Origin of the sequence: Deefgea tanakiae, from assembly GCF_019665765.1 — a bacterium.
Lineage (GTDB): Bacteria > Pseudomonadota > Gammaproteobacteria > Burkholderiales > Chitinibacteraceae > Deefgea > Deefgea tanakiae.
Window position 1 is genome coordinate 156,665 of record NZ_CP081150.1, and the last position, 13,417, is coordinate 170,081.

Here is a 13,417-nt window from a genome sequence, read left to right on the forward strand (position 1 = left end):
AACCCCTCATATCAAGCCGACGAAGTCGGTGCAGATATATGGGTCGCCTTTCTTTGCTTACTTTCTTTGGCGAAGCAAAGAAAGTAAGTCCCCGTCGCGGATTGCGACTGTAAAACACGGTGCACCCTGAGGGTGTGGGCTTTGCTAAGCCGCAAGTGGCTAAGCGACGCCACACCGCAGGCACTTAAAACCATCAACACCAAATCTGAACATCATCGTTTATTTGCGGCGCAGTAAAAGCGCGAGAAAAAATGGCCCGCCAATCAAGCTAGTGATGACGCCAATCGGTAACTCGGCGGGCTGTACAGCGATGCGCGCCAGCCAATCGGCGAGCAGCAAGGCCATTGCGCCGAGTAAAAATGAAGCAGGCAGCAGCCTGCGATGATCCGCGCCCAACACCATGCGCACGCAATGCGGCACGACCAAGCCGACGAAACCAATCCCGCCGGTTGCAGCGACCAAGGGGCCGATGAGCAGGGCAGTGAGCGTAATCAGAATGCGGCGCAAACCTTTAATCTCAAAGCCCAAATGATGCGCTTCGCGCTCGCCCAGCAGTAGCGCATTCATCGCCCGCCAATAGCGCATGATGCACAGCGAGATGAGCAATAAAAACGGCGCTAATATCGCTAAGCGCTGCCAGCTCGCGCCCGCCAAGCTACCCATATTCCAAAAGGTGAGGCTGCGGAGTTCGTTGTCATCCGCCAAGTAAGTGAACAGGCCAATCAAGCTGCCGCAAATCGCATTAATCGCAATCCCCGCCAGCAATAAACCCGCCATGCCCGGATAACGGCGGCCAAGGTGATAGGCCAAGGCGGTGGCGATTAAGCTACCGATAAAGGCGGCGGGTGCCAGCACTGCAAAACTACCCCCTCCCAGTACAATCGCCATCACCGCGCCCAGCGAGGCGCCGGACGATATACCTATCAGGCTAGGTTCCGCCAACGGGTTGCGAAACAAGGCCTGCATCGTCGCGCCCGCCAGCGCCAATACGCCACCCGCTAAGGCCGCCAGTAAAACGCGCGGCAGGCGAATATCGAGCAATACATCACGCCAGAATTGCTGGTCGCCATCCAAGCTGGCATTAAAAAATACGTTAGGTAGTTCGCGCAGCGGAATTTGCACGCTGCCGTGGCTGGCAGTGAGCAAAATAAGCGCCAGCAAAAGGCCGCCGCTGGCGAACCATTGGAGAGGATTATCTTTACTGATCATTTGCGCACGAGCTGCTTGAGTTCGGTGAGGGCTTCGGGCAGGCGGGGGCCAAAGCCGAGTAGTAATAAATCATCCATCACTAGCACGCGTTTTTGTTTCGCGGCAGGCGATTGCGACAGGCCGGGCGAGGCGAGCATTTTATCGATGCCGCCCAAGCTTTCCACCGAGCGCGTGGTGGTGATGATGACATCGGGGCGCAGCGCGGCAAGGCTCTCTTGCGACAGCGGTTTATAGCCTTGCTGTTTAGCCAGCACATTGCTCATGCCTGCCAGATTCATCATCGCATCGGCGCTGGTGTTTTTGCCTGCGCCTTCTGGCGCGCCAGTACGGCTCATCAGCATCAGCGCACGAGTTTGATTAGGTTTTTGTGCAAGTACTCCGACTTGTTTTTGTAAATCGGCGACCATTTTTCGCCCGTCATCGCGCAAACCGAGCGCGGCGGCGACACCGTAAATTCGTTTTTCTAAATCCGGCATCGTAGGGCCGCTTGGCAACACGACGACGCGACGCCCCATGCGGCGCAATTGCTCCAGCGCCTCAGGTGGCCCTGCTTGATCAGAGGCCAAAATGAGGTCGGGCTTGGCTGATAAAACGCCTTCGACTGAAAACTGGCGGTAGTAGCCTACTTTCGGTAATTGATTCGCAGCAGCAGGATAAACGCTCGATTGATCGACGGCGACCAAGCGATTGCCGGCATTTAGCGCATAAACGATCTCAGTCAGCGGGCCGCCCAAACTGACAACACGCATTTCGGCGGCAAACGCCACGGCGGTAAAGGCGCTGAGGCAGTACAGCACCATGATGGTGGTGATGGAGTAAAAAGTTCGCATGGTGGTTTCCAGCTAGCAGTAAAGGTCGTAAATGAGTTAACTATGTAGATTTTTTATTGGTATTGACTTGTAGACTTTATTAATTAATGGCTACAAGCAGATACTATTTATTTTCAGGGGTTTCAACTTGATGCCGTGCCTTGCTAGTTGAGCAGGGGCTTAAAATCCCGTCCAAGCGCACCGAATGAGGGAGAGAGACAAACAGATTTACCGTTTGGCTCACGACTGACCGAGGGCACAGCGGAGCTGGGCGCGTTCGGGTCGCCTTCTCTTGCTTACTTCTCTTGGCGAAGCAAGAGAAGTAAGTCCCTGTCGCGGATTGCGACTGTAAAACAATGTGCCGCAGGCACTTAAAATCTTATTTAGCTAAAGGCGTGCTGCACAAGCTTTCCATCAGTGCGCGCCATTCTGGCAATTCGGGTACCCCCGGTTTGCGTACGCCAAAGAACTGCACGATTAGCTCGCCATTGGCGGCGTAGACTTCGAGCGAGGTCACCCAGCCGTCGCTTGTTGGCTTATTAACGACCCAGCATGATGCAATCGCTTCGGTGTTCAAATGCAGATTAAATTTCGGGTCGAGTACGTTGTACCAAGGCCCAGTGCGCACCAGTTTTTGCACTGGGCCTGAGTGGATTTGTACGATGCCGCGATTGCCGACAAAACACATAATTGCCAGCTCTGAGGCGGCAGCGGCTTGTAGCATGATTTCAGTCGCATCAATCGCAACCGATTGCGCTAAGTCATTACCGGCTGCTTGCAATGCACCAAGGCGGCTCACATTGTGTTTGCGAAGCATTGGGAAAAAGCCGTGCGTGTCAGTCAGTGCCAACCATGCGGCGCGCAAAGCGGCGGTATCTTGCGCTTGGCTTGGCGTTTCATCCACAGGGTAGGCGGCAGTCTGTGGCCAAGTTGCTTCACCATTGCCAAATTTAGCAATCAGCGCATCGAAAGCCGCCACATTGCTGTGCTCAGTTAAATACACTTTATGAATGGCAACGCCCGCGCCATCAAAAAACTGCACGCTGCGGCGCTCGCCTTCGAGCACGGCAAACTGGGTTTTCCACATCGAGAAAAACATCCGCAAATCGAGGTCTTTGCCCAGTACCAAGCCAATGCCTTTTTCCGCGTCAACTTGCTCGTATTCGCCATGGCGCTCGTGCACACACCAGTCGTTGCGGCTCAGCACCATCACTGAGCCCAAAGTTGGCAATTCACGGAAGATTTCTTGTGCTGTGCCAGTGAGCGGGGAGGCTGTTACGCCACATTGCGCAGCGATGAGTTCCGCTTCGCTGACATTAAGACGTGCAGCGCGTTCACGGGCGCGTAGTTTTGGTTCGGTTTCTAGGAGGGCTTGGTAGGCGGCCTGTAATGTGGCCGCGTGTTCGGCAAAAGTCATTGCGTTCATGAGGTTCTCCTTCTTAAGTGGTTAATTTGTTTGAGTGATACGCCACAGCACGCCACTAGGGTCGACGACAACAATGTCGCGCATCGCCCAAGCTTGATCGGTCGGCGGCTGAGCGTGGATGCCGTATTTTTGCTGTAAAGGCTCAACCACCCGCCACCATGCGGCGACATCGCTCACGTGTAATTGCAGCATCAGATTTTCAGCAAATGCTTTGACGTAAAAATCTTGCAGAAGAAACGCATGCTCATCGCATTGCAAACGTGCCAGTGCACCGTCCTGCCATACGAGCTTGAACCCGAGGTCTTGGTAAAACGCCAGCGAGGTTTCGAAATTCAATGTCGGTACAAAAGGGTGTAAGCCAATAATGTTCATGCGCTTGTCCTTGAAGCAGTACCACCGAGTTGTTGTTCGGCGGTACTGTGTGCGGGTGATTTACTTGCTGTTGGGCAGTACTTCAATTTCAAACTGCCAAGTTTGCTGGCTGCGGATGTCGCCTGGTGTTGCATAGCCAATTTCTTTTAGGCGCAAACGGGCGAAGCTATTGCCTTCGGCAGAGCGAAGCAAGGTGCCGCGATTCGGATTAGCCACTTGGCTGTGGGCCACAATGGTGCCTTCCGCTGTTGAGTAATAGTTGTACCAGCCGTAATCAAGTTTGGCAGGGTAAGTGCCTTGTGCGGCGGGATTCAGTTTTGAGGTGATACTGTCTTTTTTCCACGCACTGGCACTGCCTGGTGTTGCCAAATCGGTAGCAGTCAAATCAGGTAAAGTTGAGGCGAGGATATTGTTTTCGGTAAATTTGCTCGCAATCGCTTTGCCGTCTGTGCCATAGAAACCCGCTGGTGTTTTAGCCGTGAAACCACCCACTTTGCCTGCGCCCGAAGTGCCGCTATTGAGTTTGACGTTGTAGCGATTGAACGCGATATGCCAAGTATCATTGGCTGCGACGGCTTGCGCGGTGTTGAGGTTGTAGTAAACCCACGCTTTGCTGGCATCGACTGTGGCAGTGCGCACTGGCGCGCCAGCAACACTGCGGTCTACCCATCGAAATGATGGGTTGGCAGATACGGTGCCGCTCGCGCCGCCATAGTAGCCCGTCATTTGCAATGCATAGACTGGAGCAGTCGCCGTTCCAGTGTTGCTCACCGCGGTATTGTCGGTTGAAATTAGAAATACACGGAAGTTAGGGTAAAGTTTGTGGTCATTATCGCCCCCTACGCCATATTCAAACGCCGAACTCTGGATGCCATTAGTACCTGTGAATACGCTATTGGCAGTATCTTTTAGATATAGAGTCTCTGGAATGACTGCACCGCTCACTGGATCGATTGCGCCATTTTTCCATTTCTTCAGCGCTTCCCAAGTGTAATCAAATGGGCTACCAAATACGCCGCCTTTGCCTGCTCCAGACTCGCCACCATTACTCCACAAAGAAACGCCACGGCTGGCACTGGCCAGTTTTAAATCCCAATTGGCTGAAGCGCAGTCTGCTTGCTGGCTGAGATCAAAGTCGTAGCATATCGAACTGCCCGCAGCGGGCAGCTTGGCATTCCATACTTGCGCTGTGGGCGCGACAGGCGCAGGGGTTGGCGCTGCAGTGGGTGCTGTAGTTGGTGTGGGGGTCGTTGTGGCTCCGCCTAAACTACCGCCACCACCGCAAGCACTGAGTAAAGCTGCGCTGCCCAGTGCAATAAATAGCTGTTTCATGGTGTTACTTTCCTTGTTGAAGGGTTTTCATTGAAGGGTTTTCATTGAAGGGTTTGCATTGAAGAATTCGCATCCCATTGGTAACGGATTCCGAGATAGACAAAACGGCCTGCAATTGGGCCAACATCATTGGCATCGGCAAAGTCACGCTGCACATTGAATAGGTTATTGATGCCGGCATAGGCGGTTAGGTCGCGTCCAATCTGTTGATTGAAGCTCAAGTCCGTTTTGTGCCATGCGGGTGAATAAGCTGATTTGGCCGAGTCGACCAATTCCTTGCTCTGCCATTGATTGCGTAAGGTCAGAGTACTGCCTTTGCGTGGCGTCCAATCCACGCCGACGCGGCCAATATGCTCTGGTCGACGAGTGAGCATGGTGTTGGTTTGCTCGTCACGGGTATAGGTATAGGTATAAGCGGCATTAAAGGTCAGTTCAGGTAGAGCCTTCCACTGCCCAGACAATTCCATACCGGCCGTTTTTGCGGCAGCAATATTTTCATATTGATAGCTAGCAACGCCATTACTGATGCTGGCATTGTCTATATCGACTTGAATCAAATTTCGGATTCGGTTGTAAAATGCATTGCCCTGTAAGGACAATTGCTCACCCAACAGCCAATCGATTCCTAGCTGATAGCTATTGGATTCTTCTGGCTGTAGATTTGGATTGCCGATCACCCGATAGCCCAGCGCGCTATGATCAAATAAGAAATGGCGCTCTTTTAAATTGGGTACACGATAGCCCTGACCCCAGCTGGCTCGGCCAATCAAGCGTTGTGCATCGTCTTGTAATAAGTCTGCTTTTAAAGCCACTTTTGGCGCAGCATGAGAGCCAAAGTCGGAATCGTGTTGCGCGCGCAGGCCGAGTACCAGTTCAAGCTGATCACCGATGAAAATATCATTTTGAGCGTAGAGTTCTGTGCTGGTGCGTTCCACCATGCCATTGGCTTGTAATTCGCTATAGCCATTATTCACTTGATCGAGTGTATCTTTCCTAAAGTCAATGCCTACTTGCCATAGCTGGCTATACCACGCAGGTAAATCCACTTGCAGCGAGCCTTGTTGCAAGGTTTGGCGTGCTCGCCGATCTCCGGTCGCGACTTGATTTGCGCTGGCTAGAGACTGGGTGTCATATTGCTCACTGAGTCCTGTGAGCTGCACGCGGCCTTTGTCGGCAAAATGCCAAATACCGCCTGCGGCCCAACGATCGCGGGTAATCTCTTCTTGTTTTTGCTGTGGAATATAATTGGGCGGTGCATAGGTTTGATAACGCTGATAAGCCGTCTCTTGGTAGCGGCTGCCATCGACCCAGAATTGCCAGTCTTCGTTGGGTAGCCAATCGATGCGAGCACCATATTGGTCGCGTCTTATTGCGTCGCCTTGGCGACTCCACTTTTCAGGCTGTTGTGCAAACCCTTGATCGTCAATTGCTTCAACTTGCGCCGATACGCGCCATTGCTCATTACCGCCGCTAATATGCGCTCGCCCTGTCGTTCGCCCCATATCCATGCTGCGACCAGAGTCATTTTGCTGGCCGTAACTGCCGGTATTGAGATCTATCGATGCTTTCAATCCGGCTTCGGTTCGGCGAGTAATGACATTGATGACTCCGCCCATTGCTGAGCTGCCATATTGTGCTGATGCCGCACCCTTAATGACTTCAATGCGCTCAATATCGCCCACTAAATATTGGCTGAGATTGACGGTTGAACCCGTGCTGGCAGAAATCGGCATACCATCAATTAGCACCAAAACTTGATCACTACTCAGACCCTGCAAAGAAAGCTCGTAGCCCGATTTACCGTGGATTTCACGCAGTTGCAGCCCTGGTACATTCTCTAGGGCTTGCGCTAGGGTGCTGGCATGGGTGCGTTCAATCTCAGCGCGATCCACGATTTCAGTCCTAATCGGTGCATCAATCTGGGCTCGCTCAGTACGCGTTGCACTGACTACAACAGCATCGAGGTGTACCTCCGCTAAAACGGGTAGCGGACTGAGCATCACGGCTATTGAGAGTAGCTTAAGTTTCATTATTAACAATCATTCTCATTTGCAATTGCAGTAACTTATCACGAATGAGATTGGTTATCAATTATGTTTGTTGCTGGCCCATTGCTAGTGCGACTTATTCTCATTTGCAATTTGGCTTGTATATCAAATAGAATCAGGTCTTAGCTTCGTTTGCTTGATGACTTCGCCATGAAAATAATTGTTCCAGTTCTTCTTAGTGTTTTGCTTTCTGCTTGCCAAAGCGCACCCACGCTCAATAACACCGTTTTATTGGGCGAGGTGCACGACAATGAAATCGGCCATCAGCAACGCTATGCTTGGCTTGAAAAGAAAGTGGCGCAAGGCTGGCGGCCTGCGATTGCGATGGAGCAATTTGATCGCGAGCGACAAGGCGATATCGAGCGAGCTAGAAAACAGCATCCGAACGATGTTGATTATTTAATCAAAACTGTGGGTGGGGAGCGCTGGGATTGGCGGTTTTATAAGCCGGTGATTGCCTTGGCTTATCGCTATGATTTGCCGATTCTGGCTGCCAATTTATCCCGCAAAGAAGCGGGCGAATTGTTTAAAAAGGGGCGAGTTGATTTACAAGGCGCAGAGGGCGTGAATTTGAATGATCCTTTGCCAGCCAAACTGATCGAGCAGCAGCGCGTCGCTGTGCAATTGGGCCACTGCGGCCAGTTGCCAGTCGCGATGGAAGAAAAAATGGCGCGTGCACAAATTGCACGTGATCGCGTGATGGCGGCAACGATGCTGCCGTATCAATCGCGTGGTGTGGTTTTGCTAGCGGGAAATGGCCACGTTCGACGAGATATTGGTGTGCCGCAATGGTTAACTTCGGCGTATTCGGTGGGATTTATTGAGTCAAAAAGCGAAGCTAATTTTGACGAAGTGTATCTAATTCCTGCAGCCGAGCGAGTCGATTCATGTGCTAGCTTTCAGATGAAAAAGTAATACAGATCGGCCATAAAAAAGCCGCACACTCATTAGTGTGCGGCTTTTTATACTTAAAACTTGAAACGATTACTCAGTTTTTTCTGGGAAAGGCTCGTCCTTGGTTTTCCAAAGCGAGTACAGCACGCCAGCAAGAAGTAAACCAAAGGTCACTACCAGAGAAACTAGGGTAGGAATCTTAAATGCCACCAATTGGATGTCATTCAAATACACCAAACCGACTTTAATCCCGATAAACACCAGCACCACAGCTAATGCATATTTCAGGTAATGGAAGCGATGCACCATCGCAGCCAGTGCAAAGTACAGTGCACGCAAACCTAAAATCGCAAAAATATTTGATGTGTATACGATAAATGGATCTTGGGTAATCGCGAAAATCGCCGGAATACTATCGACGGCAAAGACCAAATCAGCGGTTTCAACCAAGATCAAGCACAAGAACAGCGGCGTAGCCCACCAGCCTTTGGCTAGACCGTGCTCTTCGCCGCGCACCCAGAATTGATTGCCATGGATGGCTGGGGTGAAGCGCATGTGACCGCGTAGCCATTTGTAAAAGCCGTTGTCTTCGAGTTTGCCGTGCTCATCATCGGCAATCAGCATTTTGATCCCGGTGAAAATCAAGAACGCACCGAAAATCATCAGCACCCATTGATACTGAGTCACTAAGACTGCGCCAACGCTAATCATCAAGCCACGCATTACAATCGCCCCGAGAATCCCCCAGAACAATACGCGGTGTTGGTAAATCCGTGGCACGCCAAGACTAGTAAAAATCAAGGCAATGACGAAGACATTATCCATTGAGAGTGATTTCTCAATCAGATAACCTGTCATGTATTCCATGCCAGCCGTTGCACCTTTGTACCACCAGAGCCATACCCCGAATAAAAGCCCCATTGCAATATACATTGCCGAGAGTTTTAAGCTTTCATTCACGTTGATTTCATGGTCGTCTTTTTGCAAAACGCCCAAGTCAAACGCAAGTAGCGAAATGACGACGGTAAAAAACATCAGCCATACCCAGACTGGGTAGCCGACCCATAAGTCCATTAAAAATTCCATTTTTATTCCCTGTTATTTGATGGCTTGCTAAGCGCTACATTAACTCGCAGACTACATCATTATAAATTGAATCGCGCGAACGATAGCACTATGAGCAAGGTATCTGAAATAAGTTTCATTGATAGCCACTGTCATCTTGATGCAGCGGAATTTAATTTGGATCGCGATGAAGTGGTGGCGCGCTCGCGTGCCGCAGGTGTGACTAGTTGGGTCGTGCCTGCGGTGACCGCAGAAACGTTTGCCAGTACGCGAAAAATGCAGCAATTGTATCGCGCACACATCGCATTTGGTCTGCATCCGATTTATGAAGCGCAGCACCGTGACGAGCATTTGTTGCAACTGCGGCAAGCGCTTGATACTGGTGACTCGATTGCGGTCGGGGAAATCGGCCTTGATTTTTATTTGCCCGAACTGAATGCCGAGCGGCAAATTCAATTTTTTGAAGCCCAACTCAAAATCGCCCGCGATTACGATTTGCCCGTCATTGTGCATATTCGGCGCAGCCAAGATCAAGTCCTCAAATACCTGCGTAAATGGAAAGTGCGCGGCGGCATCGCACATGCTTTTAACGGCAGCGAACAGCAAGCGGCTGAATTTATTAAGCTTGGATTTTGTCTTGGTTTTGGTGGCGCATTGACGTATTCAGGCTCACAGCGGATTCGTCGTTTGGCTCAAACGCTGCCGCTCGAAGCGCTGGTACTGGAAACCGATGCCCCCGATATTCAGCCAAGTTGGCTTGCAGGGCCACCACCGTTGCGCAATGAGCCGGCTGAATTGGCGAGAATCGCCTTGGAACTTGCCGCTATGCGTGGGATTGAAGTTGCCGATTTAGCTGTGGCGTGTACAGAAAATACGGATAGAGTATTGCGGCTTAGCCCTTGATTAGTAATGACTACATTGATATACCTAAATTTTATTATCGAGTTAAAGCCTGACTAGTATCCAGATCAATTCAATAAAAGCATCCAATCTGATGCGTCACTCCCATACCTGTTGGTGCCCTGCGCTGGCAAGGTGTTTGCGTAAAACTTGGCTGGGATTGTAGCCAAAATGTTGGCGAAAGCGGCGTGAGAAGCTGGCGACTTCTTGGTAGCCGCTGGTACGCGCTACATCGCTGACGCTGTGCCCGTGCATTAGTAATTCTTTGGCCTGATTCATTTTCATTCTGAACACAATCTTATTCGGCGTTTCGCCCAAATGCTGTATGCACAAACGATGCAAATGAGTGGTGGTAATGTGAAGTTGTGCTGCTAATGCAGTATTGGTCCAGTCTTGCTGCAAGTTTTTTTGGGCGTGGGCAAAGAGTTGTTCTAATTGTTCGCCCCAGCCTATTTTGCTGCTTAAGCCCTGAGTTGCCCGCTCAAGCGCCAAGCAGAGGAAATCTAAAGCGGGCACCGCCAAATTCCTTGCATCGCCTGTATTAAAGCGCAGTACTTCTCGATGAAATTGCCGCATCGCGTCGGCGAGCGCAGCGCCGTCCAAGCTTTGATAAATTGCAGGCAGTGTTCGACTAAGGTAATCCCAACGCGTCGTGCAATGCAGCAAAAACCACGCATGCAACATTGGCTCAGTGCCCGTGCGCCGATAGCCGCTGTGGACTGAGGCCGGCATCAGCGCCAATTGTCCAGGCATCAGTGCTCGTGTGAGACCGTCTGGCGTAAATACTTCTCCGCTGCCTGAGAGACAAAATGCCAGCACATGCCACGGCGCATCCACACGCTCGACCTCAAAAAAATCGCGCCCTTCGCTGAGGCCACACATCAGAATCCCGCGGTCACGCAAGGGCGGATAAGGTTCTTTGTGAAATACATGGGTGCCCACCATGATTTGCGGGGATTCTGGGCCGATTTCGAGTCGTTCGCGATAGATGAGTGCCATAACCTTAATTCCAGTTGCACATTAGTGATAATTATCCATTCGCTTCAATTAGGGGGGGGGCAGGGGAATGTGAGTTTTGGACAAATTGAATGTCATGTTGCAACATTTTCACAAAGCCAGCAAGTGCGTAATCTAGCTGTCTATTAGCTTTCCGTTTCGAAAGGGTGAATATATGTCTCAATATAACAAGCCACCCATGCTCGGTTCATGGCAACTGGTCACGGGGGAATGCCGTAATGACAACAATGGCGAGCAAGTTCAATACCAAGATGTTCAACTTCGCTCATTAAAAGTTTTGTCTGAAACTCACTTTTCATTCATTACGCATCAAGGTGATGCATTCTATTTTGCGGCGGCTGGCAGCTACTGCTGTGAGGGCGATCAGTACACGGAGCAGCTCGATTTTGCTAGTCACCCATCGATGATGCACCGCGAGTTTGTGTTTCAGTTCCGTATTGAAGGCGATCTTTGGCATAACACGCGCTGGGAAAATGGTGTGCAAGTTGAACATGAAATCTGGCGCAGACTGGATTCAAAAAAATAAAGCTCAACGCGATCCACAGGGAAATGAAAAATGTTGATTGAAGTAGAAAATTTAAGTCGAATTTACCGCACACCCGTTGCCCCTAAGGGTTGGGCAGAGCGTTTGAAACATGTATTTCGCGCAAATTACGAGGACAAACTCTCGGTTAGCGATGTGAATTTCACAATTGCAGCGGGTGAGTGTGTCGGTTTGGTGGGGCCGAATGGCGCAGGAAAATCAACCACGATTAAGATGTTGACTGGCATTTTGGAGCCAAGCTCGGGCAAGGTATTGGTGGCTGGTCATCATCCACAAAGGGATAGGGTTAAATACGTCAAGAAAATTGGCGTGGTTTTTGGTCAGCGCAGCCAGTTGTGGTGGGATTTGCCGGTAAAGGATTCGTTTGAAATCTTACAGGCTTTATTTGATGTGCCGCAGGCGGCATTTGATGCGCGACTGGATTTATTTCGCCGTGAGGCCAATTTAGATGAGTTTTATCATCGGCCAGTCCGTACTTTGTCGCTCGGTCAGCGCATGTTGTGCGAGATTGCGGCAGCATTTTTGCATAGTCCCGATGTGGTGTTTTTAGACGAGCCAACCATCGGGCTCGATCTCGAAATGAAATCTCGCATGCGCGGCCTCATTCGCAAGCTTAATCAAGAGGCTGGTACGACAGTGTTGATTACATCGCACGATGTCGGCGATATTGAGCGGCTGACACAACGCTTGTTGTTAATCGACAAGGGTACGTTACGCTTTGACGGTAGCCTCGCCGATTTTCGCGCGCACGCCGGAGATGGTCGCTGGTGGGCCGCGCGGCTTAATCCTGAGCGAATCGCTGCGGCTGAATTGCTTTTGCGTCAGCATCATTCAGCACTGCCGGTGCGTTTGCGCGGCGAATGGCTGGAAGTGGCGCGCCATGACACGCTGCCGTTTGCCGAGTTGATGCAATTACTCGCGCCGTATTCGGTGAGTGAACTCAAGCCTGTTGAACAAGAGTTTGAAGAATTACTGCACGGTTTTTATTTGGCCAATAAAACGGAGGCGGTATGTTGAGTATTCCGTTCAAAGGCTGTGCCGCCTTGGTCTGGGGCAGTGCGCGAATTTTGGCCACCGATCGCAAAGGGCGCTGGCTGGTGACGTTTGGCTATTTGATTGCGCTGTGGCTGCTGTATTACCTGTGGGCAGCATTGTTTAAAGACAGCCCGCAGCGAGCCGGAATGACGTTTGAAAGTGCTTTTTTGCACGTCGCAGTCGCGCAAACTTTGTTTACTGTGTTGCATGTCGGCACCGATTGGCGCTTGGCGCGTGAGATTCGTTCTGGCGAAATTGCGACGCAATTGATTTTGCCAATGTCACTCAATCTGCGGCATTTTGCTATTTCGCTTGGGCGCGCCTTGGCGCAGTCCGTGTATATCTTGCCGGCATTTATTGCTTTCTTGTGGTGGTTTGATTTGAGTTTGTCGCCGCAAACCATCGCTTTGGCGGTGCTATCGGTGGTCTTGTCATTTGTATTGTTATTTTGTATTGATTTTGTTGTCGGGCTAGCCGGATTTATTGCGACAGATTTATGGGGAATCACCGCGAGTAAAGACGCACTGGTGCAGTTTTTGGGTGGCGCGCTGATTCCCTTGGCATTTTTTCCCGCCGCAATGCGTGAGGTGTTGGCGTATTTGCCGTTTGGACATTTCTTTAATACCCCCGTTGGCTACATCACAGGTGAAATTGTCAGTATTCAGCCGGTGCTAATTCAGGCAGTTTGGACCGTGGTGTTTCTCTTTGCTGCTGGTTTGGCGGGGCGGATTGTGCTGCGTAAATTGATTGTGTTTGGAGCTTAAGT

The 13,417-nt window shown here is 50.9% G+C and carries 13 protein-coding genes; 5 read left to right on the forward strand and 8 right to left on the reverse strand.

The genetic code is table 11. From position 1 onward, the window contains the following. Positions 1 to 219 precede the first annotated feature (219 nt). From K4H28_RS00760 to K4H28_RS00785, 6 genes are all read right to left on the reverse strand, one after another. The gene (locus K4H28_RS00760) at positions 220 to 1,209 is read right to left on the reverse strand and encodes a FecCD family ABC transporter permease (RefSeq protein WP_221006384.1); all 990 of its coding nucleotides are present in this window, start codon (positions 1,207 to 1,209) and stop codon (positions 220 to 222) included. Further along, on the reverse strand, positions 1,206 to 2,039 hold the full coding sequence (locus K4H28_RS00765) for a heme/hemin ABC transporter substrate-binding protein (RefSeq protein ID WP_221006385.1): 834 nt from the start codon (positions 2,037 to 2,039) through the stop codon (positions 1,206 to 1,208). The genes K4H28_RS00760 and K4H28_RS00765 overlap by 4 nt, the downstream gene beginning before the upstream one ends. A gap of 358 nt (positions 2,040 to 2,397) precedes the next feature. Then, positions 2,398 to 3,444: a hemin-degrading factor gene (locus tag K4H28_RS00770; protein ID WP_221006386.1), complete on the reverse strand. Its 1,047-nt coding sequence runs from the start codon at positions 3,442 to 3,444 to the stop codon at positions 2,398 to 2,400. 21 nt (positions 3,445 to 3,465) lie between these two features. Continuing rightward, on the reverse strand, positions 3,466 to 3,816 hold the full coding sequence (locus tag K4H28_RS00775; protein ID WP_221006387.1) for a VOC family protein: 351 nt from the start codon (positions 3,814 to 3,816) through the stop codon (positions 3,466 to 3,468). Between the two features lie 60 nt (positions 3,817 to 3,876). Next, positions 3,877 to 5,148, reverse strand: coding sequence for an HmuY family protein (locus tag K4H28_RS00780; protein ID WP_221006388.1), 1,272 nt, complete (start codon positions 5,146 to 5,148; stop codon positions 3,877 to 3,879). Positions 5,149 to 5,189: 41 nt separating this feature from the next. Then, the gene (locus tag K4H28_RS00785) at positions 5,190 to 7,178 is read right to left on the reverse strand and encodes a TonB-dependent receptor plug domain-containing protein (protein ID WP_221006389.1); all 1,989 of its coding nucleotides are present in this window, start codon (positions 7,176 to 7,178) and stop codon (positions 5,190 to 5,192) included. A 168-nt stretch (positions 7,179 to 7,346) separates the two neighbouring features. Here K4H28_RS00785 and K4H28_RS00790 point away from each other — a divergent pair, with 168 nt between their 5' ends. Further along, the gene (locus tag K4H28_RS00790) at positions 7,347 to 8,111 is read left to right on the forward strand and encodes a ChaN family lipoprotein (RefSeq protein ID WP_221006390.1); all 765 of its coding nucleotides are present in this window, start codon (positions 7,347 to 7,349) and stop codon (positions 8,109 to 8,111) included. 69 nt (positions 8,112 to 8,180) lie between these two features. Here the strand turns inward: K4H28_RS00790 and K4H28_RS00795 are convergent, their stop codons facing one another. Beyond that, a complete protein-coding gene (locus tag K4H28_RS00795) occupies positions 8,181 to 9,176 on the reverse strand; it encodes a TerC family protein (RefSeq protein WP_308443464.1) in 996 nt (331 codons plus the stop codon). 90 nt (positions 9,177 to 9,266) lie between these two features. Between K4H28_RS00795 and K4H28_RS00800 the strand changes: the two genes are divergently transcribed. Next, entirely contained in the window at positions 9,267 to 10,058 is a 792-nt protein-coding gene (locus K4H28_RS00800) for a TatD family hydrolase (RefSeq protein ID WP_221006391.1), read from the forward strand. A 96-nt stretch (positions 10,059 to 10,154) separates the two neighbouring features. On the opposite strand, the gene K4H28_RS00805 is transcribed toward K4H28_RS00800, so the two are convergent. Beyond that, positions 10,155 to 11,054 (reverse strand): helix-turn-helix transcriptional regulator, encoded by a 900-nt coding sequence (locus K4H28_RS00805; protein ID WP_221006392.1) that lies wholly within the window; start codon positions 11,052 to 11,054, stop codon positions 10,155 to 10,157. 172 nt (positions 11,055 to 11,226) lie between these two features. Between K4H28_RS00805 and K4H28_RS00810 the strand changes: the two genes are divergently transcribed. From K4H28_RS00810 to K4H28_RS00820, 3 genes are read left to right on the forward strand one after another with little or no spacing between them, the layout of a single operon-like run. Further along, positions 11,227 to 11,598 carry a DUF4488 domain-containing protein gene (locus K4H28_RS00810; protein ID WP_221006393.1) on the forward strand — a complete coding sequence of 124 codons (372 nt, stop codon included), beginning with the start codon at positions 11,227 to 11,229 and terminating at the stop codon, positions 11,596 to 11,598. 30 nt (positions 11,599 to 11,628) lie between these two features. Next, positions 11,629 to 12,633 carry an ABC transporter ATP-binding protein gene (locus tag K4H28_RS00815; RefSeq protein WP_221006394.1) on the forward strand — a complete coding sequence of 335 codons (1,005 nt, stop codon included), beginning with the start codon at positions 11,629 to 11,631 and terminating at the stop codon, positions 12,631 to 12,633. After that, on the forward strand, positions 12,627 to 13,415 hold the full coding sequence (locus K4H28_RS00820) for an ABC transporter permease (RefSeq protein WP_221006395.1): 789 nt from the start codon (positions 12,627 to 12,629) through the stop codon (positions 13,413 to 13,415). The genes K4H28_RS00815 and K4H28_RS00820 overlap by 7 nt, the downstream gene beginning before the upstream one ends. The last annotated feature ends 2 nt before the right edge of the window (positions 13,416 to 13,417 follow it).

Excerpts from the sequence above, each read along its gene's own strand:
- K4H28_RS00805 (WP_221006392.1), bottom strand. The coding sequence starts at position 11,054 with ATGGCACTCATCTATCGCGAACGACTCGAAATCGGCCCAGAATCCCCG.
- K4H28_RS00820 (WP_221006395.1), top strand. The coding sequence starts at position 12,627 with ATGTTGAGTATTCCGTTCAAAGGCTGTGCCGCCTTGGTCTGGGGCAGT.
- K4H28_RS00775 (WP_221006387.1), bottom strand. The coding sequence starts at position 3,816 with ATGAACATTATTGGCTTACACCCTTTTGTACCGACATTGAATTTCGAA.
- K4H28_RS00810 (WP_221006393.1), top strand. The coding sequence starts at position 11,227 with ATGTCTCAATATAACAAGCCACCCATGCTCGGTTCATGGCAACTGGTC.
- K4H28_RS00770 (WP_221006386.1), bottom strand. The coding sequence starts at position 3,444 with ATGAACGCAATGACTTTTGCCGAACACGCGGCCACATTACAGGCCGCC.
- K4H28_RS00800 (WP_221006391.1), top strand. The coding sequence starts at position 9,267 with ATGAGCAAGGTATCTGAAATAAGTTTCATTGATAGCCACTGTCATCTT.
- K4H28_RS00760 (WP_221006384.1), bottom strand. The coding sequence starts at position 1,209 with ATGATCAGTAAAGATAATCCTCTCCAATGGTTCGCCAGCGGCGGCCTT.
- K4H28_RS00785 (WP_221006389.1), bottom strand. The coding sequence starts at position 7,178 with ATGAAACTTAAGCTACTCTCAATAGCCGTGATGCTCAGTCCGCTACCC.
- K4H28_RS00765 (WP_221006385.1), bottom strand. The coding sequence starts at position 2,039 with ATGCGAACTTTTTACTCCATCACCACCATCATGGTGCTGTACTGCCTC.
- K4H28_RS00780 (WP_221006388.1), bottom strand. The coding sequence starts at position 5,148 with ATGAAACAGCTATTTATTGCACTGGGCAGCGCAGCTTTACTCAGTGCT.
- K4H28_RS00795 (WP_308443464.1), bottom strand. The coding sequence starts at position 9,176 with ATGGAATTTTTAATGGACTTATGGGTCGGCTACCCAGTCTGGGTATGG.
- K4H28_RS00790 (WP_221006390.1), top strand. The coding sequence starts at position 7,347 with ATGAAAATAATTGTTCCAGTTCTTCTTAGTGTTTTGCTTTCTGCTTGC.
- K4H28_RS00815 (WP_221006394.1), top strand. The coding sequence starts at position 11,629 with ATGTTGATTGAAGTAGAAAATTTAAGTCGAATTTACCGCACACCCGTT.